This is a genomic window from Pseudomonas sp. Z8(2022), assembly GCF_025837155.1.
Lineage (GTDB): Bacteria > Pseudomonadota > Gammaproteobacteria > Pseudomonadales > Pseudomonadaceae > Aquipseudomonas.
Genome location: NZ_CP107549.1, coordinates 3,106,348 through 3,129,327, shown reverse-complemented (window position 1 = coordinate 3,129,327; position 22,980 = coordinate 3,106,348). Strand labels below are relative to the sequence as shown.

The window sequence follows — 22,980 nt, the reverse complement described above, 5'->3', positions numbered from 1 at the left end:
GTAGACAAAAAAAGCCCGTCGCGAGGACGGGCATAAGTGCCGTTAACACACAGGAGTCAATAGGACGTAGTGAAGCGTCCGGTATTACAGGATCGACAGCGGGTAGTTGATGATCAGACGGTTCTCGTGGGCGTCGGTGCCGACATCGCGGCGCACGTCGGAGTTGCGCCAGCGAACGCTGAGGTTCTTCAGCGTGCCTTCCTGGAAGGTGTAGGCCAGCTCCGACTCACGGGTCCATTCCTCGGCATCGGTGCGACCGCCGGTGTGGATGTTGGAGCCGCTGGTGTAGCGGTTCATCAGGGTCAGGCCCGGAATGCCGAGGCCGGCGAAGTTGTAGTCATGACGGATCTGCCAGGAACGCTCTTCCGGGTTGTCGAAGCTGGAGGTGAAGCCGTCGTTGACCAGGGTGCCGCCGCTGGCGCCGTCGATGCGCAGGAACTTGGTATCACCGCTGAGCTTCTGGTAGGCGACCATGAAGGTGTTGTTGCCGGTTTTGGCGCTGAGCGCTGCCTGATAGACCTTGTTCTCCAGCTCACCGGCCTTGGCCGCGCCTTCTTCCTTGCCATTGAAGTAGCCGAGGTTGGCACCCAGTACCCAGTCGCCCACCGGCTGGCTGTGAGTCAGCTGCACGAAGCTCTGCTTGTAGACGTCTTCCAGGCGCGCGTGCCAGACGCCGACCATGGTGTTGTTGCCGTTGAAGCGGTATTCGCCACCGGCGAAGTTGAAATCATCGCCATCGATGCCGTTGAACGACATCTCTTCGCGGCTGGCGTCGTTACGCTGGCTGTTCTTCCAGAACTGACCGCCATACAGGGTCAGATCGTCGATCTCGTTGGAAGTCAGCTGTGCGCCCTGGAAGGTTTGCGGCAGCGCACGACCGTCATCGGCACGCAGGATCGGCAGCACGGCGAACCATTCGCCGACCTTCAACTCGGTTTTGGAGAACTTGGCCTTGGCGGCGACGGCAGCACGGCCGTAATCGTCGGCGGCACGCCCATCGTCATGAGTCGGCAGCAGGCCGCTACCGGTGGTGCCACGTCCGCCGTCGAGCTTGACCGCGTACAGGCCCAGTACATCGAGACCGAAACCAACGGTGCCCTGGGTGTAACCGGAGCGAGCATCGAGAATGAAGCTCTGGGTCCATTCGGCTGCCTGGCCCTGACCGCCCTGGGTCTGGTTGAGGAAGTTGCGGTTGAAATAGTAGTTGCGCAGGCCGAGGGTGACCTTGGCGTCTTCGACGAAGCCGGCAGCGTGCGTGGCGGTCGGCATAACCAATGCCAGGGCGGTGCTGCCGAGCAGAGCCAGTGGAACGATGTTGCGTGCGGTCATTGTTGTTGTGCTCCCATTTTTTGAACGAACCATCCCCTGCCGGCCTGTTGGCAGCCGGCATAGTGGAGAAGGTGTTGGTTGCCCCGCGGGGCTGTCCGGCCGAACCTGACCGGTCATTGCCGGTGGCTGGTTTCAGCCTCCGGCGAATCCGGGTCGATGGCGTGTGGCGGCGATGGGTGTCGAGCAGGCGAGGGGCTGCTGCGCTGGGGAAGAGGCGAGGATAGTCATGTTCTGGCCCTGATTCTTGTTGTTATCTTTGTCATATGTCGTCATACAACTTGTTGGATTATCGACAGCATTTTTATAGCTTGTCAATGCATGGCTAGACGAAAGTCTGAGCGATATTCTGCGTGGTGTGGGGTGTATGGGGCGGAGGGCCTTTGCTCTGGCGAGGGTTGCAGTCGGTGAACCAGGCTTCTGGAATATGAGTTGTTGTGTGATAACGTATGACAAATCCACCGACATCAAGGGCTTAACCATGCCGCATTGCCTGATCGAAGCCGCCCGTGAAGTGTGTGAGCTGATCGCGCCGCGGGAGTTGCTGCAGCTGGTGCATGACCAGGCTGCCGGCAGCGGTCTGTTCCAGCCCGGCGAGGTCAAGGTGCGCCTGAGCCTGTACGAGCATCATTGCGTCGGTGGCGAACCGGGCCTGTTCGTCCATCTGATCTTCTACGTACTGGCCGGCCGCAGCGATGACGACAAGCGAGCGCTGTCACGGCGTATCGTACGAGCGCTGGTTCAGCGCCTGCCTCAGGTGTCGGCGATTTCCCTGGACGTGCGCGATATTCGTCGTGAGGTGTTCAGCAACAGGCGCAACTGCCTGGACGGTTAATCCCTACCCAGCAGGCGTGCTCCGCTGCCCTGTTCGCCAAGTTCGTCGCTGGGGTTGCGCAGCGGGCAGTCCTGCATCGACAGACAACCGCAGCCGATGCAGCCGGTGAGCTGGTCACGCAGCCGGGTCATCTGCTCGATGCGGGCGTCCAGATCGCGTTGCCATTGCTCCGACAGTTTCTGCCAGTCAGCGGCGGTGGGGGTGTGATCGCAGGGCAGGGTGGCCAGCGCGGCACCGATATCGGCCAGCGGAATGCCCAGGCGCTGCGCCACCTTGATGATCGCCACGCGGCGCAGCACATCACGTCGATACCGCCGCTGATTGCCGGCATTGCGCTGGCTCTGGATCAGGCCCCTGGATTCGTAGAAGTGCAGCGTGGAAACTGCTAGGCCACTGCGCTCGGCGACCTGGCCGACGCTCAGCGGGCGCTCTTGAAGGGCGCGATGCGTGTCCATGAAAAATCCTGTTGACCTCAAGTTAAGTTGAGGTTTTACCCTCGCTGGCCTTGATCGACAACACCGAGGGCATTTCCATGCAGGATCGCATTCGACTGGTACTGATTTACGGCAGCGTGCGTGAAGAGCGCTTCTGCGACCGGGTGGTGGCCTGGGCGCGTGAGCAGATCGAGCAGCGCAGCGAGTTCGAGCTGAGCCTGGTCGATCCGGCCGTGATGTTCCGTCAGCCAGACGAGGTACGCGAGGTGGCCGAGCAACGCCATCGTGGGCAGCAACAGTTGTTGCGTGCAGACGCTTTCCTGATCGTCACTCCGGAGTACAACCACGGCTATCCGGCGGCGCTCAAGCAGTTCATCGACGAGGTCCCGGCCGCCTGGGAGGCACGTCCAGTGGGATTCGTCAGTTATGGCGGAGTATCCGGCGGGTTACGCGCGGTGGAGCAACTGCGACAGGTGCTGGCCGAACTGCATGCCATGACGGTACGCGGCTCGGTGAGCTTCACCAATGCCTGGGAACAGTTCGATGAGCGGGGGCAACTGAGCGAGCCGCGCCGGGCCAACTCGGCGCTGGCGCACACGCTGGTGCAGTTGAACTGGTGGGCGCAGACGTTGCGCGCCGGTCGCGAGCGGGTGCCCTACGAGCGGATCAGGGGATAGCTGAGATCTGCTGAGTCTCCTGCCCTCTCTCCCGGCCCCTCTCCCTTGAAAGGGAGAGGGGAGCTGCGCGCAAGACCGGCTGAGCAGGGAGATCAGCCGCGGTAGTAACGCTGCGGTACGAACGGCGTCTTGGCCACTTTCATGGCCACGTGCTTGCCGCGCACCACGGCCCAGACGTCGCTGTCGATGGCGGTATGGCTGGCATTGACGTAGCCCATGGCAACCGGTGCGCCGAGGGTCGGGCCGAAGCCACCGCTGCTCACCTGGCCGATCACGGTGCCGTCGGCATCGACGATTTCCGCACCTTCACGTACCGGTACGCGCTCCTGCGGCAGCAGGCCGACGCGCTTGCGCGCCACGCCCTTCTGCTGTTGCTCGAACACGCGCTCGGCGCCCGGGAAGTTGCCGGCACGCTCGCCATCGGCGCGGCGCACCTTGGAGATGGCCCACAGCAGGCCGGCTTCGATCGGCGTGGTGGCGCTGCTCATGTCGTGGCCGTACAGGCACAGGCCGGCTTCCAGGCGCAGCGAGTCGCGCGCACCCAGACCGATGGCCTCGACTTCCGCTTCGGCCAGCAGGCTGCGAGCCTGGGCTTCGGCCTGGTCGACGGCGACGGAAATCTCGAAGCCGTCTTCGCCGGTGTAACCGCTGCGACTGACGATGCATTCGTTGCCCAGCAGGCGTACACGGGCGACCTGCATGAAGGTCATTTTGCTCACTTCCGGCGCCAGGCGGGCCAGCACCTCGGCGGCCTTCGGGCCCTGCAGGGCGAGCAGGGCGCGCTCCTCGAACAGGCTCTCGATCTGGCACTGCTCGCCAATGTGCTTCTTCAGGTGGGCCAGATCCTGATCCTTGCAGGCGGCGTTGACCACCAGATACAGGGTGTCGTCACCCAGGTTGGCGACCATCAGGTCGTCGAGGATGCCGCCCTGGGCATCGGTGAACATGGCGTAGCGCTGCATGCCAACCGGCAGGTCGATGATATCCACCGGCACCAGGGTTTCCAGGGCGCGCGCGGCGTTCTCGCCACGCAGCAGGATCTGGCCCATGTGCGAGACGTCGAACAGGCCGGCAGCCTCGCGGGTGTGCAGGTGTTCCTTCATCACGCCCAGCGGGTACTGCACGGGCATGTCGTAGCCGGCGAAGGGCACCATGCGCGCACCGAGTTCGATGTGCAGGGCATGCAGTGGAGTCTTGGCGAGATTTTCAGTGGTCATGTCGATTTCCTGTTGGGTGCGTCGCGTGCACCGGTTGGGGCCGACGTGCGGCCCGTTGATCGTCGGGTGTCAGTCAGCGTAGACCGGGTAGCGGGTGCACAGGTCTGCGACCTGACCACGCACGCGCTCGATCACGGCCGGGTTTTCCAGATCGTCGAGGATGTCGCAGATCCAACCGGCCAGGGTGCGGCATTCGCCTTCCTTGAAGCCGCGGGTGGTCACGGCCGGGGTGCCGATACGGATGCCGGAAGTGACGAACGGCGACTGCGGGTCGTTCGGCACGGCATTCTTGTTCACGGTGATGTGAGCATCGCCCAGTGCCGCGTCGGCCGCCTTGCCGGTCAGGCCCTGCTTGACCAGGCTGATCAGCATCAGGTGGTTGTCGGTGCCGCCGGAAACCACGTCATAGCCGCGTTCCACGAACACTTCGGCCATGGCGCGGGCGTTGTCGATTACCTGTTGCTGGTAGGCCTTGAAGCCCAGCTCCAGCGCTTCCTTGAAGCACACCGCCTTGGCCGCGATCACATGCATCAGCGGGCCGCCCTGGGCACCCGGGAACACGGCGGAGTTGAGCTTCTTCTCGATCTCCTCGTTCTTGCGCGCCAGGATCAGGCCGCCACGCGGACCGCGCAGGGTCTTGTGCGTGGTGGTGGTGACCACGTCGGCGAAGGGAATCGGGTTCGGATACAGACCGGCCGCCACCAGACCGGCGACGTGGGCCATATCGACGAACAGCAGGGCACCGACCTTGTCGGCGATGGCGCGGAAACGGGGGAAGTCCAGCACCCGCGAGTAGGCCGAGAAACCGGCGACGATCATCTTCGGCTTGTGCTCGACGGCCAGGCGCTCGACCTCGTCGTAATCGATCAGGCCATTCTCGTCGATGCCGTACTGCACGGCGTTGTACAGCTTGCCCGAGGAGGAGACCTTGGCGCCGTGGGTCAGGTGACCGCCGTGGGCCAGGCTCATGCCGAGGATGGTGTCACCGGCATTGAGCAGCGCGAGGTACACCGCGCTGTTGGCGGAAGAGCCGGAGTGCGGCTGGACGTTGGCGTAGTCGGCGCCGAACAGCTGCTTGGCGCGTTCGATGGCCAGTTGTTCGACCTTGTCCACATGCTCGCAGCCACCGTAGTAGCGCTTGCCCGGATAGCCTTCGGCGTACTTGTTGGTCAGGCCACTGCCTTGCGCCTGCATGACGCGCTGGCTGCAGTAGTTCTCCGAAGCGATCAGCTCGATATGGTCTTCCTGGCGTTGTTCCTCGGCCTGGATTGCCGCGAGCAGCGCGTCGTCATAGCCCTGCAGTTGATCGTGCTTGCTGAACATGGTGAGGCCCTCTTTATCGTTTTTCTCGGGATGCATTCGGCCCGCCCCGGTGAAAGGGGTGAGCCGAGAAAACTGGGTGAAGCGAAAGAACGGTTCCCTCTCCCCTTGGGGAGAGGGCTAGGGAGAGGGGGCGGCGTAGACAACCGCTTTACCCTCTCCCCCGGCCCCTCTCCCGCAAGCGGGAGAGGGGAGGCTCATTACGCGTCCTGATACGCCTCGATGGACGGGCAGGCGCAGACCAGGTTGCGGTCGCCGTAGACGTTGTCCACGCGACCGACCGGCGGCCAGTACTTGGCCTCGATCAGGCTTGCCAGCGGGTACACGGCCTGTTCGCGGCTGTAGGCGTGATGCCATTCGCCAACCAGTTCCAGGGCCGTGTGCGGCGCGTTCTTCAGCGGGTTGTCGTCCTTGTCCAGACGGCCCTGCTCGACCGCGCGGATTTCCTCGCGGATGGCGATCATGGCGTCGCAGAAGCGGTCCAGCTCTTCCTTGGACTCGCTCTCGGTCGGCTCGATCATCAGGGTACCGGCAACCGGGAAGGACATGGTCGGGGCATGGAAGCCGAAGTCGATCAGGCGCTTGGCCACGTCGTCCACGGAGATGCCGCTGCTGTCCTTGAGCGGACGGATGTCGAGGATGCACTCGTGCGCCACCAGGCCGCCTTCGCCGGAATACAGCACCGGGTAGTGCTCTTCCAGGCGACGGGCGATGTAGTTGGCGTTGAGGATGGCCATCTGCGACGCGCGCTTGAGGCCGTTGCCGCCCATCATGGTGATGTACATCCAGGTGATCGGCAGGATGCTGGCGCTGCCGAACGGTGCGGCGCTGACAGCACCTTCCTTGCGTGCCATCTGGTTGTGGCCCGGCAGGAACGGCGCCAGATGCGACTTGACGCCGATCGGGCCGACGCCCGGGCCGCCACCGCCGTGCGGGATGCAGAAGGTCTTGTGCAGGTTCAGGTGCGAGACATCGCCGCCGAACTGACCCGGGGCGCACAGGCCGACCATGGCGTTCATGTTGGCGCCGTCGATGTAAACCTGGCCACCGTTGTCGTGGATGATCTGGCAGATCTCGCGGATGCCTTCCTCGAACACCCCGTGGGTGGACGGGTAGGTGATCATCAGCGCCGCCAGACGATCCTTGTGCTCTTCGGCCTTGGCCTTCAGATCGGCGATGTCGACGTTGCCGCGTGCGTCACAGGCGGTCACCACTACGCGCATGCCGGCCATGGAGGCGGTCGCCGGGTTGGTGCCGTGGGCCGATTGCGGGATCAGGCAGATGTCGCGCTGATCGTCGCCACGGCTCAGGTGGTAGGCGCGAATGGCCAGCAGGCCGGCGTACTCGCCCTGGGAACCGGCGTTGGGCTGCAGCGACACGGCGTCGTAGCCGGTGGCGGCGCAGAGCATGGCTTCCAGTTCGCTGGTCAGCTGGGTGTAGCCGGCAGCCTGCTCGACCGGAGCGAAGGGGTGCAGGTTGCCGAATTCCGGCCAGGTGATCGGCAGCATTTCGCTGGCGGCGTTGAGCTTCATGGTGCAGGAGCCCAGCGGGATCATGCTGCGGTCCAGCGCCAGGTCTTTGTCGGCCAGCTTGCGCAGGTAGCGCATCAGCTCGGTTTCGCTGTGATAGCGGTTGAACACTTCGTGCTGCAGGATCGCCGACTGACGCCGCAGGCCTTCCGGCAGACGGCTGGCGATCTGCGCAGCGAGGTCGCTGACCGCAGGGGCCGCCTGATCACCGGCGAACAGTGCCAGCAGCGCCTCGACGGCAGCCTGGTCGGTGGTTTCGTCCAGCGACAGACCCAGGCGCTCGGCGTCGATCTCGCGCAGGTTGATGCCGGCGGCACGGGCCTTGGCATGCAGTTCGGCGGTCTTCGCGCCGGTCTTGATGCTCAGGGTGTCGAAGAAGTGCTGCTGCTCGACGCTGTGGCCCAGCTTGGTCAGACCCAGGGCGAGGATGGCGGTGAAGCTGTGCACGCGCTGAGCGATTTCGGTCAGGCCTTTCGGGCCGTGATACACGGCGTACATGCTGGCGATGTTGGCCAGCAGTACCTGCGCGGTACAGATGTTGCTGGTGGCCTTCTCGCGGCGGATGTGCTGCTCGCGGGTCTGCATGGCCAGGCGCAGGGCCGGCTTGCCGAAACGGTCGACCGACATGCCGACCAGGCGGCCCGGCATGTCGCGCTTGAACGCGTCGCGGGTGGCGAAGTAGGCAGCGTGCGGGCCGCCGAAGCCCAGCGGAACACCGAAGCGCTGGGCGCTGCCCAGGGCGACGTCTGCGCCAAACTCGCCCGGCGGGGTGAGCAGGGTCAGGGCCAGCAGGTCGGCGGCTACGGCGACCAGAGCGTTGGCGGCGTGGAAACGCTCGACCAGGGCGCGGTAGTCGAAGATGTCACCGTTGCTCGCCGGGTACTGCAGCAGAGCGCCGAAGTAGGCGCTGGCGTCGCCGATGGCGGCTTCGTCGCCCACTTCGATGTCGATGCCCAGGGGCGCTGCACGGGTCTGCAGCACGTCGAGGGTCTGCGGGTGGCAGTGCTTGGAAACGAAGAAGGTGTTGGCGGCCTTGTTCTTCGACAGACGCTTGCAGAAGGTCATGGCCTCGGCAGCAGCGGTGGCTTCGTCGAGCAGCGAGGCGTTGGCGATCTGCATGCCGGTCAGGTCGCTGATCAGGGTCTGGAAGTTCAGCAGCGCTTCCAGGCGACCCTGGGAAATCTCCGGCTGGTACGGAGTGTAGGCGGTGTACCAGGCCGGGTTTTCCAGCAGGTTGCGCAGGATCGGGCTCGGCGTGTGAGTGCCGTAGTAACCCTGGCCGATGTAGTTCTTGAACTGCTTGTTCTTGGCTGCGATGGCCTTGATCCTGGCCAGGGCGTCGGCTTCCGACAGGCCCAGTTGCTCGCCGAGGATGCTGGTGCCCTTGATGCTCTCGGGGATCACGGCATTGGTCAGCGCATCGACCGAGTCGTAGCCGAGCAGTTGCAGCATGGCTGCGGTGTCGGCATCGCGCGGACCGATGTGGCGGGCGATGAATTCGTTCTGGGTATCGAGCTTGGTCATGGCGATCACTCAGGCGTCGGCGTTGGCGTTCAACAGACGATCATAGCCGCTCTGGTCGAGCAGGTCGGCGAGCACGGCGTTGTCGGCCAGGCGCATGCGGAAGAACCAGGCCTTGTCCAGCGGCGATTCGTTGACCAGCTCCGGGCTGCCTTCCAGCTCGGAGTTGACCTCGACGATCTCGCCGTCCAGCGGCATGACGATGTTGCTGGCAGCCTTGACCGATTCCAGTACGGCCACTTCCTCGCCCTGGGCGTAGGACTTGGCTTCCGGCAGTTGCACATAAACCACGTCGCCGAGAGCATCCTGGGCGTAGTGGGTGATGCCGACGGTGACCAGACCATCGTTGTCCAGACGCAGCCATTCGTGATCGGCAGTGAAACGCAACTCGCTCATGTCAACTCCTCAGGGGTAAAGGTGTCCGCTTCTGGGTGGCGGGCAGGTCTGGAGGCGTTTGCAATGCGAGTGCCAATGGTAAAAAAACTAATTAAATCAATAAGTTAAATATAATTATGACGCTTGTATGCAATTACCTGGAACGATATCGATACGAAACAATGCGTCGCAAATGGAAAAGTCGAGGTCGTGCGAGGCGGGACGCGGCTTGGGAGTCTTTGTTGTCATATCGTTACGGTGGAATGAAAACGATACAGTCGGCATTGGGAACCGCTCAGACATTATGGCGGTCGGTAACAGGAAGGCTTTATCGACAAGGAGATGGAACAATCATGAAACCCCTGATTCCCCTGGCGTTCGCGCTGCTTGGTGCCACCAGTCTGCAGGCCAGCGAGACGCTTACCGTTACGCTCGAGCAGGCTTCCGAGAAAGGTACTGGCGCATCGGTCGGCACCGTAACCATCAGTCAGTCGCCCTACGGACTGGTGTTCACTCCTGACCTGCAGGGGCTGGAACCCGGTATCCATGGTTTTCACGTGCACACCGAAGCCAATTGCGCCGCGGCAGAAGTGGACGGCAAGCTGACTCCGGCCGGCGCGGCGGGTGGTCACTGGGACCCGGAAAAAACCGGGCGCCACGGTTTTCCCTGGGAAGACGATGCCCATCTGGGGGATCTGCCCGCACTGCTGGTAAGCGGGGACGGCAAGGCCAGCCAGCCCGTGCTGGCGCCGCGACTCAAGCGTCTGCAGGACCTGCACAACCGTGTGTTGATGATTCATGCCGGCGGTGACAACCATGCCGATCATCCACAGCCGTTGGGCGGCGGTGGTGCCCGCGTGGCCTGTGGAGTGATCAAGGTGCCGACCAGCACCACGCCGATCTGAGGCCTGCAGCCGGGCGAGTGTCAGTGCTTGCCCGGTATTCCGTACTTGCGCAGGCGCTTGGCAATGGCCGTGTGCGAGGTGCCCAGGCGCACGGCCAACTGGCGACTGGATGGATGGCTGTCGTAGAGCTTCTCCAGCAGCGCCTTCTCGTACTCGTCCATGGCCTGTTCCAGGCTGACGATTTCCCCTTCCACCCTCGGCGCCACTTCGGTGCCGGCGATATCCAGGTCGTCTATTTCCACCCAGTTGCTGTCGCAGATTGCGGCGGCGCGGAAGATCACGTTCTGCAACTGGCGCACGTTGCCCGGCCAGCGCCCGGCCAGCAGCGCAGGGAAAGTGGTCGGTGCCAGGCGGCAGGGCAGGCGCTGGATCTGCGCGCAGGCCTGGGCCATGAAATGCTGTGCCAGCAGCAGGATGTCCTGGCCGCGCTCGCGCAGTGGCGGCACTTCCAGGTTGAGGACGTTGAGGCGGTAGAACAGGTCCTCGCGGAAGCTGCCTTCGGCCACCATCTTTTCCAGGTCGCGGTGGGTGGCGCTGAGGATGCGCACGTCCACCTTCACCTCACGGTCGCCCCCGACGCGGCGGAAGCTGCCGTCGCTGAGAAAGCGCAGCAGCTTGGCCTGCAGATAGGGCGACATTTCGCCGATCTCGTCGAGAAACACCGTGCCCTGGTTGGCCAGCTCCAGCAGCCCCGGCTTGCCGCCGCGCTGGGCGCCGGTAAAGGCGCCGGGGGCATAACCGAACAGCTCGCTCTCGGCCAGGTTCTCCGGCAGGGCGGCGCAGTTAAGCGCCAGGAACGGCGCGGTGCGGCGCACGCTGGCGGTATGACAGGCGCGTGCCACCAGTTCCTTGCCGGTACCGGTTTCGCCGTGGATCAGCAGTGGTGCATCGAGCGAGGCCACGCGCAGGGCGCGGGCCTTGAGTGCGCGGATCGGCGCGGATTCGCCGAGCAGCGAGTCGAAGCCCTCGGCATGGTCATGGTGCAGCGCCGCCAGACGCTGGCCCATACGGCTCGGTGCGTAGAGGGTGAGCAAACCGCCGGTCAGGCGGCCGTCTTCGGTGATCGGCTGGGCATCGAGCAGCAGCGGCTGGCCGGCAAAATGCACCTCGCGCAGCGGCTGATGAAAGCCGGCGGCAAGCAGCGAGTCCTGCAGCGCATCATCGGCGAACAACGCAGCAATGCTCAGCCCCTCGGGTTGACGCTCGCAGATGTCGATCAGTGCCGGGTTGGCCAGCAGCACCGTGGCGCGATTGTCCACCGCCAGCACCGGGTCGGGCATGGCCGCGAGCAGGGCATCGAGCTGCAGGCGGTGGCGCTGGCCGGGAAGAATGTCCACCACTTCAACGCTCTGTACGCCGTGCACCTGCAACAGTGCGCCGCGCAACTCTTCGAGTACATCGGCGCTCAGGGTCGGTGCGTCGATGTAGACGTTTGGCGGTACCATCTCCACCGCATCGAGGTTCAGATTGCGCCCGCCAAGCAGCGCCAGGACTTCCTGGGTGATGCCGACGCGGTCGATGAAGCTGACGTGGATGCGCATTGATGATGGTCGAAATGAGCGAACAGGCGGCGATTATGCCTGCTCTGCCGCACATGAGGAAAAGGGCAACACCGTGAGCACAGTAAAACCGAGCCGCGCGGACTACCACCGCGAGCACCAGCCCCGCGCCGAAGCCGAGGCCCGGCGCCTGTTGGCGCGCAAGGCCGAGCTGCAGGGGCGCTGGCTACCCTGGGTGGCGCAGGAGCTGTACCAGCTCAGCCCGCCGGAGTTCGTCAATATGGTGCGGCGCGAGCTGCAGCGTCTTTCCTAGCCATTCCCGGATTGCCGGGCTGCCTACGCGCGCTTGCGGGTACAGCGGCTCATGTCCACCTTGCCCACATAGGGGTTGCCCCAGCCCATCACGCAGGCCACCTGCTGGTTGCGCTGCTGCTCCCAGGCCTTGGGTGGATAGGCCTTGCTCCAGGCTTCATAGAGTTTGCGGTCCTGTTTCGACAGGCGCAGCTTGTAGCGGTCGGCCATGTAGAAATAGGTGCGCGCGATCATCCCGCGGATGGCCGGGCGCGGCATCACCTTGCGCGCCTTGAAGTCCACCACCGTCTCGCAGCGTCCGTACTGATGCGGTTTCTGCGGCAGCCAGGCGAAGCTGTAGTTGCTGCGGTCGCCATTCACCTCGCCGATGCTCGGCACCAGATTGTGCATATCGGCCTCGGCCTTGCGGAACTGCGCATCGTTGGCTGTGCAGTTCTTGCGTCCGCCTTTCTGCCAGCACTGGCGCTGATGGCCGATCACCCAGGCCGGGACGATATGTTCCCACTCGATGCGCTGGGCGCGATTGGCATTCTTGCGCGGCGTATAGCCACAGGAACGCAGGTCGACCCGATTGCCGCTGTACTTGCAGCCGCAATAGAACTCGGTGGATTGCTGCGCGTACAGCGGCCAGGCCAGGCGCTTGGCCTCGGCGAAGGTGGAGGGTGCGGCGTGCAGGGAAAGGGCTGTGAAACAGCAGAGCAGGGGCAGGAGGCGTCGAATCATGGGGCGGCAGGGTAGCTGTCACCGCTCCCTGTGTGAAGATGGAAAATTCATGTTTTTCAACGGCTTATATGGTGGCAAAGCGCCCTTGGCAGAGAGCCAGGGCGCCGACTCTCAAGCGTTGCCGGAAGACGAGGCGGTGATGGTCTGCGCACTATGGCCACGTTCGCAGGCTCGCCCATCGTCCGGCGTGGGCGATGCCGGATTCACGGTCACCTGCCGCAAAGGGCGAGCAGCCTGTCAAGGACGTAAAACCTGTCAAATAGACAGCGCAATCGCCTGGCAGGCGACAAGCGATGCAGAGGGGGACGTATAAAACGGCGAATAGCCCCTCTGGCAAGCGCGTGGATGTTGAGCGTGTTGGATAGTTTTCGGCTGCATGACTGCTTTGGTGGCCAGCCTGTGGAGGGGCCCATGAGTCGTCAGAGCAATGACTGGATCCGTTCCAGCAGCCGTTGCGGGCCGCCATACAGCTGCTGCCCGGCGAAGACATGAGGTTCGCCATCGACCCGGGCCAGCAATTGCGGCACGCCGCCGGGCGGCAGAGCGCGCATCGCCTGTTGGGCCAGGTCAACGCGGCGCGCGGTAGCTTCGGCCAGGAATTCATCCTCGCGCAGACGTGCGGCGAACTCGTCAGGGTTCAGGTCTCGCCCGGCGCTGTGGGCCGCGTCCGCGACAATCTGCGCGACTGCCTCCGCCTGGCTGGTATCCACACCATCGACGTAACGGGTGTGCTGTGCGACGTGCAACACCTGCGCTTGCAACACGGCATTCTGCTCGCCCAGTGCGGTCAGTGCCCGAGTAAGCGGCGTCGAATCGAATACGCCATTGGCTGCTTCCAGAACCTGTAGCCGATAGGCCTCGCTGAAGCGTTGGCCGGTGAGCGTGGTGATGAGCTGATCGTTCTGCCAGGCATATTCGGCAATCAGCGCCGTAGGGCGAGGCTGCATGAACAGGCCTGTCGGCATCATCCGCAGTGCAGCGCCATGCTGTTTGGCCAGGCCTGCCAGCGCGGGGGCGCTTGCGTAGCACCAGCCGCAGAGCGGATCGAAGAAGTATTGCAGTTCGAGAGTTGTCGTAGACATGGGCGAGTCTCCTTTACGCCCACTCTATCGTTGCGTTATGCGCGGATATACGGCGTAACGGTCACGGCTTTGTTGCGAAAACCGAGCGAATCGGCTGCGCAAGGCCGGACCGGCCGCTAGCTGAACTTCGGCAAGCGTTGATCCTGCTCATTGTGCTCGGGCTCGGTCTGCGACGGCAGGCCGGCAACCTTGATGGTAGGCATCCTCTCGCCTACCAGGCGCAGGTCGCGGCGGGGCAGGGCGAAGCGCACATCCAGTTCGCGCAGGGCGTCGAGCAACTGCAGGTTGATCTCCTGTTGAATGTCCATGTACTGGTTGTAGTCCGAGCTCTGCACGATATACACGACCTCGAAGGTCAGTTGACTCTCGTCAAAACCGAGGAAGTGCGCACGGTCGAAAATCGTCTTCGGCGTGGCACGTATGATGTCGCCGACTCGTTCGGCAACCTGGCGAACCTTGTCGCTTGGCGTGTCGTAGTTGATGCCGAACTTGAAGACGATGCGGCGGGTATTCATGCGCTTGTAGTTGTGCACGATCTGCCGCAGCAGATCGGCGTTGGCGCACACCACCTGCTCGCCGCTGAGGCTGCGAATGCGCGTGGTCTTCAGGCCGATATGCTCGATGGTCCCGGCCACCTCGCCGAATACCACGAAATCGCCGATCTCGAAGGGCTTGTCGACGCCGATCGACAGCGAGGCGAACACATCGCTGAGCACCGTCTGCACCGCCAGCGCCACGGCGATACCGCCGACCCCCAGGCTGGCCACCAGCGCGGTGATATCCACGCCCAGGTTGGCCAGGATCGACAGCAGCATCACTGACCACACCACGATCAGGATCATGATGCTGATGATGGTGGTCATTACCGGGTTGTAGTGACCGCCGCCGCTCTTGCCCATCACCAGGCTGCGCGACCATAGGCGCACACCACTGTCGACCCATAGCGCGACCTGCAGGGCGAGGGCAACGAACCAGGTATGGCTCAACGCGCTTTGCCAGCTGCCGGGCAGCTCTGGCAGGCGCAGCGCCAGCAACAGGGAAAACGCCAGCAGCAACAGCCGGCTGGTACGACCGATCACCACGGCGACGAAGTGCGGCCAACTGCCGTCCTGATCCTTCGACCAGGCCATCAGCCGCCTATGCACAGCACCGACCACAGCCCGCAACACGCTGTAAATCAGCGCCGTGGCCACCACCACGATTGCCACGTTGAGCCAGAGATTGCGGTCAAGCCAGATGTTCCACTGTTCCATCGCTATGGGCCTCCAGAAAGATGCATATAGGTTTCTGGCGGTGTTGAGGTGGAGAAGTTCCGGGGAAAGGGCGAGTGGTCCTGGCTTTGGCCCGCTGAGAATGTCGGCCTTGCGTGGGTGGCCTTTTATGCAAGGCGAAGAGCTGCCTGGATTTGCGTGCTGACAGCACAAGACGGCATGGGCTTCTTCGGACCTGGGATTACTGGATTGGTTTGTTCGCCTGATGGATGTCATGCGGGAGCATGACGGTATCGACAGCGGCGTCCACAGGCAGTGAGAAAACCGTCAGTACCGGGCAAACGACTGATAGCCAGCACCAGGCCGTGGCCGGAAAGTACCCGCGATTGACTTCGTCAGACCCGAACAGAACGCCGAAGTCGTATGCAGTGCCAGAGTAGTAATCGGGACCGTAGTAACTGCCATTTCGCCCGAACAGCGTGCCGCAACCGGCGACCGCGCTCACGAGAACGGACAGCGCGAAGATTCGATAGATAGGTTTGAGCATGAGACATCCTTTTCCAACTGAGGCCACCCTGGCCGCGCCGCAGAGTACGCACCTCAGCGTGATGTCACAACTTCAGTACGCCACCTCAATCCGGAGATGTGCAGAGGTTCACCCAGCAGAAACGAAAAAGCCCCGTCAGTGATGACGGGGCTTTTGCTTGGCTGTCTGGAGCGGGTGATGGGAATCGAACCCACGGCTCTAGCTTGGGAAGCTAGGGTATTACCATTATACGACACCCGCAGCGGGTGCCTTTATACCGGAAGCTGCGGCGAAAATGAAGGGCGAACCGGAGCTGGTCGTTCAGCCGGTTCGCCTTTGGGCAGGCTCATACCGCCATCGCCTGTAGCTCGCGCAGGTCGCCTTTGACCGGCAGTTGCAGGCGTTTGCTAGGCGCGTTGAAGAAGTCCAGCAGCACGCTCTGGGTCTGCAGCCAGGCGGCCTTGTGTTCCATGTCGAGGAAGTGCCCGGCATCGTCGATCACGGCGAACTGGGCGCTGTCGATGTGCTGGGCGAACAGGCAGGCGTCTTCCACCGAGGTGTATTCGTCGCGCTCGCCGTTGACGAACAGCAGCTGGATGTCGATGGCCTGCAGGCACTCCATGCGGCAGTGCGCCTCCATGTTCAGTACCTGCTTGATGTGCGCGTACATCTGCCGGTACTCGTGCTCGTCCAGGGTGCTGATGTGCTTGTGGTTGAAGCGCTTGAACAGCGATGGCAGGTGTTTGCCGATGGTGCTGTTGACCAGCAGGGCAATGTTGTCGCGATCCACCGCGCCCAGGAAGCGCAGGCCCTTGTGCAGATAGTCTAGCATCGGCACGTTGAGGATCGGCGAGAAGGAGCAGATCGCCGCCTTTTCCAGCGTCGCCGGGCGCTGGGCCAGGGCGAGCATGGAGGCGACGCCGCCCCAGGAGAAGGACATCAGGTAGTTGGCGCCGTAGTGGTCGATCAGCTTGAGCAGAATGGCCGCTTCGTCTTCCTTGCTGATGGGGGTGAAGTCGCTGTTGTGCGACTTCGACTGGCCGGCATAGGGCTGGTCGAAGGCCACGACGTTGAACTGCGGTTGCAGGTACTTGACCGTTTGCGCGAACGAGGTGGTGGTCGCCAGGGAGCCATTGACCAGGATGATGGTCTTGCTTGCTGCCGGGTTGCCGTAGAACTCCGTATGGACCTTGTGCTTCCTGTTGATCTCGACGACTGCGGTTTCTGGCCTCATGTCGTTTCCTCCTGGCGCAAATGAGCAAGGCGAGCGGGTGGCCGTTCGCGTTGGTTTGAGCAGTCAGAAAAGCGCCTGAGCGTGACAGCTTGATGTCAGACTGGAGGTTTTTATACGTATTGAATTTCAAACAGTCAGGATCGAAACAGACGAGCGCTCCAGGGCTTTTCAGGGCATTGGAGAGGACGGTGTTACCAGGCAGGAATCCAGTCGGCGCAGGGCGCCAGCAACTGAAGAAGGCTTAGTTACCTCGTAGTGACCATTCGGTCATTTCGCGGCTTATGGTTCGATTCAAGCAGCTGCCTTGCAGCCACGCAAGCGCGAGTCACATCTTTATCGCGGTTTGGGCCGACCGTTGGTCGGGTTCTGGCGTTGTACTCGGGCGTTCAGACGCTGGCAACTTCCGCTGCGGTCAAGGCGCGGTACTGGCCAGGGGCGAGCCGCGGGTCGAGGACGATTTCGCCCATGCTTTCGCGGTGCAAGGCGATCACACGATTGCGGAAGTGGCCGAACATGCGCTTGACCTGATGGTAACGGCCCTCGAACAGGGTCAGGCGCGCTTCGTGGCTGCTGAGCAGTTCGAGATGGGCGGGCAGGGTGGTGAGATTCTCGTAGGCGAAGTACAGGCCACGGGCGAAGACCTCGGCGTATTCCCCGGTGATCGGCTGCTCGGTGGTGACGTGGTAGACCTTGGGTTTGCGCTGCTGCGGCTGGGTGATGCGCCGCGACCAGCGCCCGTCGTTGGTGATCAGCAGCAGGCCGCTGGTGTTCAGGTCGAGGCGTCCGGCCAGGTGCAGGTCGTGCTTGTCCGGCTCATCCAGCAGGTCGAGCACGGTGCGGTGTTCATCGTGTTCGGTGGCGCTGACCACACCGACCGGCTTGTGCAGCATCCAGTAGCGCGCGCTGTGCCCGGCCTGCAGCAGTTCGTCGTCCAGCTCCACGCGCTGGAAGTCGCGGATGTCGAAGCGTGGATCAACGATGACCTCTCCATCCACACGCAGACGGCCGGCGCTGATCAGCAGGCGGCTGTCCTGACGGCTGAAGCGCGGGAAGTTACTGAGAAAGCGATCCAGGCGCATGACTCAGTCGGGCCCGCGGCGTTCGGCAGTTTGTACGGCAACGGCGCAGGCCGGGCACAGGCAGGCCTGGTTACGCTGCTCGGGCGTCAGGCGCTGCAACGCGGCGGGGTCGATCTGCGCGCCGAAGCACCAGCAGGGTTCATCGCTGCGTCCGGCTGCGATGCTGCACTGGTTGGCCTTGCCGCATAGCGGGCAGCGGTCGGTGTCCATCAGTGTTCTTCACAGACGCGGTTACGCCCGGCCTGCTTGGCACGGTACAGGGCGCGGTCGGTTCGGCCGAGCAGGGTGTGCAGGCTTTCGCCGGCCTGGTACTGGCTGAGCCCCAGGCTGACGGTGACCTGCAATGTCTCACCGCCCACCGGGTAGCGCTGGTCGGCGCAATGCTGCCGCAGCTTTTCGGCGAGCTCGTGGGCGGTGTGAAGGGCGGTGTTCTTCAGCAGCAGGATGAATTCTTCGCCACCCCAGCGGCAGAGAATGTCGGACTGACGCAGCTTAGCGCGCAAGCGATCGGCGAAGCGGCGCAGCACATCGTCGCCGGTCAGGTGGCCATGACGGTCATTGACCTGCTTGAAGTGGTCCAGGTCCAGCATGACAGCGCACAGCGGGCTGCTGTCGCGTTGCGCCTCCTGCATGGCCTGCTCGGCGAGGATGTCGAAACCGCGGCGGTTGGGCAGCTCGGTAAGGCTGTCGATGGTGGCCAGTGCGGCGATGCGCTGTCGATAGCGACGAAATACCAGGCTTACCAGCACGAGAACGATGAGGGTGACCAGCAGGCAGAGCAGCAGGTTGATGTAGAGCCCCTGACGGATGCCGGCCAGCGCCTTGTCCTGCTTGTCGACGAACAGGTACCACTCCAGCTCGGGGATATAGCGCACGTTGAGGAAGTGTTCGCGGCCCTGTTGCTGATATTCGAACTGGCCACTCTGCGGGGTTGGCAGTTTCTCCATCAGGTTGTCCAGGCCGGGAATGTCGGCCAGCCTGTCGCCGACCCGCGCGCCCTGCGGCCCGCCGTGGGTGCCGGTGAGGGTGATGCGCCCCGTGGTGTCGACGAAGTAGACGCTGCGTTCATAGCGCTGCTGGTAGTCGTCGATCAGCTTGACCACCGTATCGACGGCAAGGCCGACGCCGGTCGCTCCGATGAAGTTGCCGTCGTAGTCGAGCACCTTGTAGTTGATGAAGATGGTCAGGATATCGGCGTTGGCCAGGTCGACGTCGACGTTGATCTCGTAAGGCTCGGCCATGTCGCGCACCCGGTAATACCAGATGTCACGCGTCGCGTCTGGCCTGACCTGCTTGAGCACACCCTTGGCCTGGTAGTAGGTGCTGCTCCTGTCGGAGACGAAGAAGCTGGTGAAGGCGCCGTAGTGCTCCTGCACCTCGCGCAGGTAGCGGGTCACCTGCCCGGTGTCCTGCTCGCCGGCCAGCACCCAGTCACGCAGGAAGGTATCGCGGGCCATCATCGAGGAGATGAGGGTCGGGCGTACCAGGTCTTTCTGGATTTCCGAGTAGACGGTATCGGAGGTCAGCGGCAGCTCGGTGTTGATGATGCTGTTGCGAATCGAATCGCGTGAGGCGTAATAACTCAGCAGTGAAGTGGTGAGGAAACCGCTGCCCAGGAGAAACAGAAGCACTAACACCAGCGACGTTTGCGTTTGCCATTTGGGGCGCAGGGACATGGATGAATCCGGGGGTGGGCTGATGGCGTGATGCTATCCGCTTGTGCGGGGACAGCGCCAGTTCGCGCTGTAATGAGGTTTGATGCAACTCAGACCGGATGGCCGGTTGTCCCGACCTGGGTGTATGAGGACAGAGTGCCTCCCACAGGGGACCTGCGGGCCCTCATGGGAGGCACTTTTTCATGCTTGCTCCAGCACCACCACGCGCTGCCCGGCACGTACGGGCGAACCTGGCTGTACGCGAACCTCGCGCACGGTACCGGCGACCGGCGCAGTCAGCGGGATTTCCATTTTCATGGATTCCAGAATCACCAGTACGTCACCGGCTTCGACGCTGGCACCTTCCTCGACCTGCACCTGCCAGAGGTTGCCGGCGATATGGCTATCGACGCTGTGCCGGCCGGCCTGGAGCGGCGCGTCCTCGCTGACCTCGGTCACGCCTTCGTCACTTTCGAAATGCGCCTGACCGGAGTCGATCCAGCGCTGGCGCTCGGCGGCGAACGCGGTGCGCTGCTGATCGAGGAAGGCGGCGATGCCCTCGGCTTCGTCAGCGAGGAACTGCTGGTAGTCGGCCAGGGCCAGTTCGCTCTCCTCGATGCGCCTGCTGGGGCGTCAGAGTGCGCCGTCGGCGGCCAGCCTCATATAGTCGTGATTGAAACGCAGGAGGATGCGCTGCGGGCTGCCGACGGCTTGTTCACCGGTGAAGGAGATACCCAGATTGGTCAGGCCCATGCCGCTTTTGCCCAGCAGGCCGTGCGTGTCGGCGAAGCGGGCGACGCGTCGCATCAGGTCCGGCAGCTTGCCGGTGCGGGTGAAGTTGAGCGCCGAGCGCGGCGAGTAGAACGAGCGCAGGGTACTGAGTTGCGCCTCGAAGTCTTCCGGAGTGGTTTCGGCAGCGGCGGCCATCTTCGCCCTGGCCTCACGCCCGGCAGCGGTAGGCAGGCCCAGCAGGCGCTGGGTCTCGAACCAGGCACCGGTCAGCGCGCGGCCGAACTCCGGATGCTTGGCCAGGGTCTGGCTGTCGACTACGGTCAGGTCGAGGATCTCGGCGGGAATCAGGTTGGAGCTGAACACCTGGCTGACATCGGCTGTGCGGCGAATTTCCGAGAGAATCGGGTTCCAGGTAATCACCGCATCGCCCTTGCCGGCGAGGAAGGCCTCGGCGATTTCGGTATCGGAGATGTGCTGGATGGTCACGTCGTCTTCTTTCAGCAGCTCCCGTTCCAGCGCCCGGCTGAGCAGGTAATGGGACACCGAGTTTTCCACCAGCAGCACGGTCTTGCCCTTCAGATCCTGGATCTTCCTGCCGCTGCCGCGCAGAAGCACACCGTCGGCTCCGTTGGAGAAGTCGCCGATGATCAGCGCAGTGCTGTCTTTGCCGGCGGCAGCGGGAATGGTCAACGCGTCCATGTTGGTCATGGTGCAGGCGTCGAACTGGCCGGCGGTGTAGCGCTCGATGGAAGCGACGTAATCCGGCACTTCCTGCACCTGAATGTCGATACCGTACTTGTCCGCCCACTTCTTCACGATGCCTTGTTCGGCGGCGTAGCCCCAGGGCATCCAGCCGGCGAAGATCGACCAGCAAAGCTTGAAGGATTTCGGCGCGGCCAGGGCAGACGGGGTGCCGAGCAGGCAGACGCAGAGCAGGGCGATAAGCAGGGAGCGAATGGTCATGAATACCTCGGGTTTTGGACGAAGGCGCGAAAGCTGGCAGCCGGCTGCACGGGTTCCCGGGGCTTTGCTCCCACCGTGAAAGTCCGCGGCTTTCGGCGAGCCTGGGCTAGCGAAGGCCATGCCAGAGGGGCGGCAATGGCCCTGTGCTGTAGTGGTTTTGCGCCGTCGGTCACAGCCGACGAAGTGAATGGCACCTGTGGCGGTTGGCGTTGTCTGATGGCGCAGGGATCAACATCCCGGAGGCCGACATCGGTCGGCGTCGTCCCAGCGGTCACAGGAGGCCGCCATGCCCCACAAGATGCTTCTTTCTGCTCTGTTCCTGCTTCTTTCCGGTTGTGCCGTCTATGGCGGTGGTTACGACCGTGGCTATCACAATGGCCATGGCTATCGTTACCACGACGCTTACCGGCGCGATTACTACCCGACGCCCCGCTACTATTACGATGATCGTCGTCCGCGTTATTACCACCCGGCGCCGCCGCGCCATGTGCCGGCGCCGCCGCCGCCCAGCCACCATTACGGGCAGCAGCACCATCGCAACGTCGACAAGCGTCATCAACAACCCCGGCATGACTATCGCCGTGACCCGCAGCGTCAGGAGCATCGTGGCGGGAAGGTTCAACAACGTGGCTGGGATACAGGCCGCAGTACCCAGCTACGCTTTTCCAATGGTCGCCAGCACAACGACCAGCGTCGTAGCGGGAAAAATCCACGATGACTTGCACGCGGCCTGCCCACCGCTGAGCTGTGCGTACCCCAGTTGAGCAAGTGCTGGTGGTGCAGCCAGGTGGCGGGCTTAGTGCCCGCCACTTCGCTTAGATGAACAGCTGCTGCACCACCGAGAAATCCTGCTTGCCCTTGCCCTGTTTCAGCAACAGACGATAGAGCTGCAGGGCCAGGGCGCCCATCGGTGCGCTGTTGCCGTTGTGGCTGGCAGTTTCCTGAGCCAGGCCGAGGTCCTTGGCCATCAGCTCGGCCATGAATCCACCGCTGTAACCCTTGGATGCCGGCGCGTTCTCCATAACGCCGGGCCAGGGGTTGTATTTCTCCAGCGTCCAGTTGCCCCCGGAGCTCTGTCGCATGATCTCCGCTAGCACGGCCGGATCCAGGCCGTTGGCCACGCCCATGGCCATGGCTTCGGCGGTGGCGATCATCTGTACAGCGAGTACCTGGTTGTTGCACACCTTGGCCACCTGGCCTGCGCCGTCCGGGCCGGCGTGGAAGATGTTCTTGCCCATGGCAGCGAGCAGCGGCCGGGCTTTCTCCAGTGCCTGTTGATCGCCGCCGACCATGAAGGTCAGGGTGCCGGCTGCCGCGCCGCCCGTACCACCGGATACCGGTGCATCGAGCAGGGCGATGCCGCGCTCGCGGGCTGCGGCGTGTACCTTGCGTGCGGACTCCGGGGCGATGGTCGAACACTCGATCACCAGCGTGCCGGCCGGCAGTCGCGCGAGCAGCCCTTCATCACCCAGATACAGGTTTTCCACATGACGGCTGGCCGGCAGCATACTGATTACCACCTGGGCCTGTTCGATGGCATCTGCAGCGCTTGCCGCCGCCACCGCGCCTTCTCCGGCCAGGGTATCGACGGCGCTACGCACCAGGTCGAAGACTTTCAGCGGGTAGCCCGCCTTGAGCAGGTTGCGGGCCATGGGCAGGCCCATGTGGCCTAGGCCGATAAAGGCGATCTGGGTCATTGCTGCTCTCCTTCCTGTCGAGTGTCGCGGGGGCGCCTGGGCGCACCGATTGTTGGTGGCCCGGATGCAATCCGGGGGACTGGTTCCGGGTTTCCGCGGATTGCATCCGGGCTACGGGCTGAGTCGCG

The 22,980-nt window shown here is 63.4% G+C and carries 22 protein-coding genes, 1 tRNA gene and 1 pseudogene; 5 read left to right on the top strand and 19 right to left on the bottom strand.

The genetic code is table 11. The annotated features are described in order from the left end of the window. Nucleotides 1-84: 84 nt before the first annotated feature. Nucleotides 85-1,329 carry an OprD family porin gene (locus OEG79_RS14920; RefSeq protein WP_264145762.1) on the bottom strand — a complete coding sequence of 415 codons (1,245 nt, stop codon included), beginning with the start codon at nt 1,327-1,329 and terminating at the stop codon, nt 85-87. A 436-nt stretch (nt 1,330-1,765) separates the two neighbouring features. Between OEG79_RS14920 and OEG79_RS14915 the strand changes: the two genes are divergently transcribed. Next, a complete protein-coding gene (locus OEG79_RS14915; protein ID WP_264145761.1) occupies nt 1,766-2,161 on the top strand; it encodes a 5-carboxymethyl-2-hydroxymuconate Delta-isomerase in 396 nt (131 codons plus the stop codon). On the opposite strand, the gene soxR is transcribed toward OEG79_RS14915, so the two are convergent. Further along, the gene (gene soxR, locus OEG79_RS14910) at nt 2,158-2,616 is read right to left on the bottom strand and encodes a redox-sensitive transcriptional activator SoxR (RefSeq protein WP_264145760.1); all 459 of its coding nucleotides are present in this window, start codon (nt 2,614-2,616) and stop codon (nt 2,158-2,160) included. The two genes, OEG79_RS14915 and soxR, sit on opposite strands and share 4 nt — an antisense overlap. A gap of 77 nt (nt 2,617-2,693) precedes the next feature. On the opposite strand from soxR, the gene OEG79_RS14905 reads away from it, so the two are divergent. Next, on the top strand, nt 2,694-3,272 hold the full coding sequence (locus OEG79_RS14905) for an NADPH-dependent FMN reductase (protein ID WP_264145759.1): 579 nt from the start codon (nt 2,694-2,696) through the stop codon (nt 3,270-3,272). A gap of 92 nt (nt 3,273-3,364) precedes the next feature. Here the strand turns inward: OEG79_RS14905 and gcvT are convergent, their stop codons facing one another. The 4 genes from gcvT to gcvH all read right to left on the bottom strand — a co-directional run bounded on the left by gcvT (nt 3,365) and on the right by gcvH (nt 9,255). Then, nucleotides 3,365-4,489, bottom strand: a complete 1,125-nt coding sequence (gcvT, locus tag OEG79_RS14900) for a glycine cleavage system aminomethyltransferase GcvT (RefSeq protein WP_264145758.1) — start codon at nt 4,487-4,489, stop codon at nt 3,365-3,367. Between the two features lie 69 nt (nt 4,490-4,558). Next, nucleotides 4,559-5,812 carry a serine hydroxymethyltransferase gene (glyA, locus tag OEG79_RS14895; protein WP_264145757.1) on the bottom strand — a complete coding sequence of 418 codons (1,254 nt, stop codon included), beginning with the start codon at nt 5,810-5,812 and terminating at the stop codon, nt 4,559-4,561. 197 nt (nt 5,813-6,009) lie between these two features. Further along, nucleotides 6,010-8,862, bottom strand: coding sequence for an aminomethyl-transferring glycine dehydrogenase (gene gcvP, locus OEG79_RS14890; protein ID WP_264145756.1), 2,853 nt, complete (start codon nt 8,860-8,862; stop codon nt 6,010-6,012). 9 nt (nt 8,863-8,871) lie between these two features. Further along, complete coding sequence (gene gcvH / locus OEG79_RS14885; protein ID WP_264145755.1) at nt 8,872-9,255, bottom strand: glycine cleavage system protein GcvH; 384 nt, start codon at nt 9,253-9,255, stop codon at nt 8,872-8,874. A gap of 332 nt (nt 9,256-9,587) precedes the next feature. Here gcvH and sodC point away from each other — a divergent pair, with 332 nt between their 5' ends. Next, a complete protein-coding gene (gene sodC, locus OEG79_RS14880) occupies nt 9,588-10,139 on the top strand; it encodes a superoxide dismutase [Cu-Zn] SodC (RefSeq protein WP_264145754.1) in 552 nt (183 codons plus the stop codon). Between the two features lie 20 nt (nt 10,140-10,159). Here sodC and OEG79_RS14875 read toward each other — a convergent pair whose 3' ends face one another. Further along, complete coding sequence (locus OEG79_RS14875; protein WP_264145753.1) at nt 10,160-11,680, bottom strand: sigma-54-dependent transcriptional regulator; 1,521 nt, start codon at nt 11,678-11,680, stop codon at nt 10,160-10,162. A 73-nt stretch (nt 11,681-11,753) separates the two neighbouring features. Here OEG79_RS14875 and OEG79_RS14870 point away from each other — a divergent pair, with 73 nt between their 5' ends. Then, nucleotides 11,754-11,951, top strand: coding sequence for a hypothetical protein (locus OEG79_RS14870; RefSeq protein WP_264145752.1), 198 nt, complete (start codon nt 11,754-11,756; stop codon nt 11,949-11,951). A gap of 23 nt (nt 11,952-11,974) precedes the next feature. Here OEG79_RS14870 and OEG79_RS14865 read toward each other — a convergent pair whose 3' ends face one another. The 11 genes and pseudogenes from OEG79_RS14865 to OEG79_RS14815 form a co-directional block, all read right to left on the bottom strand. Continuing rightward, nucleotides 11,975-12,673 (bottom strand): endonuclease I family protein, encoded by a 699-nt coding sequence (locus tag OEG79_RS14865; protein WP_264145751.1) that lies wholly within the window; start codon nt 12,671-12,673, stop codon nt 11,975-11,977. A gap of 419 nt (nt 12,674-13,092) precedes the next feature. Next, entirely contained in the window at nt 13,093-13,755 is a 663-nt protein-coding gene (locus OEG79_RS14860; protein ID WP_264145750.1) for a DsbA family protein, read from the bottom strand. A gap of 116 nt (nt 13,756-13,871) precedes the next feature. After that, the gene (locus tag OEG79_RS14855) at nt 13,872-15,008 is read right to left on the bottom strand and encodes a mechanosensitive ion channel family protein (RefSeq protein WP_264145749.1); all 1,137 of its coding nucleotides are present in this window, start codon (nt 15,006-15,008) and stop codon (nt 13,872-13,874) included. A gap of 199 nt (nt 15,009-15,207) precedes the next feature. Further along, the gene (locus tag OEG79_RS14850; protein WP_264145748.1) at nt 15,208-15,513 is read right to left on the bottom strand and encodes a YceK/YidQ family lipoprotein; all 306 of its coding nucleotides are present in this window, start codon (nt 15,511-15,513) and stop codon (nt 15,208-15,210) included. Between the two features lie 166 nt (nt 15,514-15,679). Beyond that, nucleotides 15,680-15,753: transfer RNA gene (locus tag OEG79_RS14845), tRNA-Gly, on the bottom strand. 85 nt (nt 15,754-15,838) lie between these two features. Beyond that, nucleotides 15,839-16,726 carry an alpha/beta fold hydrolase gene (locus OEG79_RS14840; RefSeq protein WP_264145747.1) on the bottom strand — a complete coding sequence of 296 codons (888 nt, stop codon included), beginning with the start codon at nt 16,724-16,726 and terminating at the stop codon, nt 15,839-15,841. 386 nt (nt 16,727-17,112) lie between these two features. Then, nucleotides 17,113-17,805 carry a pseudouridine synthase gene (locus OEG79_RS14835; protein ID WP_264145746.1) on the bottom strand — a complete coding sequence of 231 codons (693 nt, stop codon included), beginning with the start codon at nt 17,803-17,805 and terminating at the stop codon, nt 17,113-17,115. A gap of 3 nt (nt 17,806-17,808) precedes the next feature. Next, nucleotides 17,809-18,015, bottom strand: a complete 207-nt coding sequence (locus tag OEG79_RS14830; RefSeq protein ID WP_264145745.1) for a cysteine-rich CWC family protein — start codon at nt 18,013-18,015, stop codon at nt 17,809-17,811. Beyond that, nucleotides 18,015-19,481 carry a sensor domain-containing diguanylate cyclase gene (locus OEG79_RS14825; RefSeq protein WP_264145744.1) on the bottom strand — a complete coding sequence of 489 codons (1,467 nt, stop codon included), beginning with the start codon at nt 19,479-19,481 and terminating at the stop codon, nt 18,015-18,017. Before OEG79_RS14825 ends, OEG79_RS14830 begins: the two co-directional genes overlap by 1 nt. A 180-nt stretch (nt 19,482-19,661) precedes the next feature. After that, nucleotides 19,662-20,081 (bottom strand): annotated as a pseudogene (locus tag OEG79_RS14820) (acetyl-CoA carboxylase biotin carboxyl carrier protein subunit); the annotation flags it as partial. Between the two features lie 12 nt (nt 20,082-20,093). Then, nucleotides 20,094-21,155, bottom strand: a complete 1,062-nt coding sequence (locus tag OEG79_RS14815) for a putative urea ABC transporter substrate-binding protein (RefSeq protein WP_264145743.1) — start codon at nt 21,153-21,155, stop codon at nt 20,094-20,096. 286 nt (nt 21,156-21,441) lie between these two features. Between OEG79_RS14815 and OEG79_RS14810 the strand changes: the two genes are divergently transcribed. Then, nucleotides 21,442-21,873 (top strand): hypothetical protein, encoded by a 432-nt coding sequence (locus tag OEG79_RS14810; protein ID WP_264145742.1) that lies wholly within the window; start codon nt 21,442-21,444, stop codon nt 21,871-21,873. Between the two features lie 97 nt (nt 21,874-21,970). Here the strand turns inward: OEG79_RS14810 and mmsB are convergent, their stop codons facing one another. Then, a complete protein-coding gene (gene mmsB, locus OEG79_RS14805) occupies nt 21,971-22,852 on the bottom strand; it encodes a 3-hydroxyisobutyrate dehydrogenase (RefSeq protein ID WP_264145741.1) in 882 nt (293 codons plus the stop codon). Nucleotides 22,853-22,980 lie beyond the last annotated feature (128 nt).

Excerpts from the sequence above, each read along its gene's own strand:
- OEG79_RS14815 (WP_264145743.1), bottom strand. The coding sequence starts at position 21,155 with ATGACCATTCGCTCCCTGCTTATCGCCCTGCTCTGCGTCTGCCTGCTC.
- OEG79_RS14905 (WP_264145759.1), top strand. The coding sequence starts at position 2,694 with ATGCAGGATCGCATTCGACTGGTACTGATTTACGGCAGCGTGCGTGAA.
- OEG79_RS14860 (WP_264145750.1), bottom strand. The coding sequence starts at position 13,755 with ATGTCTACGACAACTCTCGAACTGCAATACTTCTTCGATCCGCTCTGC.
- gcvP (WP_264145756.1), bottom strand. The coding sequence starts at position 8,862 with ATGACCAAGCTCGATACCCAGAACGAATTCATCGCCCGCCACATCGGT.
- gcvH (WP_264145755.1), bottom strand. The coding sequence starts at position 9,255 with ATGAGCGAGTTGCGTTTCACTGCCGATCACGAATGGCTGCGTCTGGAC.
- glyA (WP_264145757.1), bottom strand. The coding sequence starts at position 5,812 with ATGTTCAGCAAGCACGATCAACTGCAGGGCTATGACGACGCGCTGCTC.
- OEG79_RS14825 (WP_264145744.1), bottom strand. The coding sequence starts at position 19,481 with ATGTCCCTGCGCCCCAAATGGCAAACGCAAACGTCGCTGGTGTTAGTG.
- OEG79_RS14830 (WP_264145745.1), bottom strand. The coding sequence starts at position 18,015 with ATGGACACCGACCGCTGCCCGCTATGCGGCAAGGCCAACCAGTGCAGC.
- OEG79_RS14810 (WP_264145742.1), top strand. The coding sequence starts at position 21,442 with ATGCCCCACAAGATGCTTCTTTCTGCTCTGTTCCTGCTTCTTTCCGGT.
- OEG79_RS14840 (WP_264145747.1), bottom strand. The coding sequence starts at position 16,726 with ATGAGGCCAGAAACCGCAGTCGTCGAGATCAACAGGAAGCACAAGGTC.
- OEG79_RS14875 (WP_264145753.1), bottom strand. The coding sequence starts at position 11,680 with ATGCGCATCCACGTCAGCTTCATCGACCGCGTCGGCATCACCCAGGAA.
- OEG79_RS14835 (WP_264145746.1), bottom strand. The coding sequence starts at position 17,805 with ATGCGCCTGGATCGCTTTCTCAGTAACTTCCCGCGCTTCAGCCGTCAG.
- soxR (WP_264145760.1), bottom strand. The coding sequence starts at position 2,616 with ATGGACACGCATCGCGCCCTTCAAGAGCGCCCGCTGAGCGTCGGCCAG.
- OEG79_RS14865 (WP_264145751.1), bottom strand. The coding sequence starts at position 12,673 with ATGATTCGACGCCTCCTGCCCCTGCTCTGCTGTTTCACAGCCCTTTCC.
- OEG79_RS14850 (WP_264145748.1), bottom strand. The coding sequence starts at position 15,513 with ATGCTCAAACCTATCTATCGAATCTTCGCGCTGTCCGTTCTCGTGAGC.
- mmsB (WP_264145741.1), bottom strand. The coding sequence starts at position 22,852 with ATGACCCAGATCGCCTTTATCGGCCTAGGCCACATGGGCCTGCCCATG.
- sodC (WP_264145754.1), top strand. The coding sequence starts at position 9,588 with ATGAAACCCCTGATTCCCCTGGCGTTCGCGCTGCTTGGTGCCACCAGT.
- gcvT (WP_264145758.1), bottom strand. The coding sequence starts at position 4,489 with ATGACCACTGAAAATCTCGCCAAGACTCCACTGCATGCCCTGCACATC.
- OEG79_RS14920 (WP_264145762.1), bottom strand. The coding sequence starts at position 1,329 with ATGACCGCACGCAACATCGTTCCACTGGCTCTGCTCGGCAGCACCGCC.
- OEG79_RS14855 (WP_264145749.1), bottom strand. The coding sequence starts at position 15,008 with ATGGAACAGTGGAACATCTGGCTTGACCGCAATCTCTGGCTCAACGTG.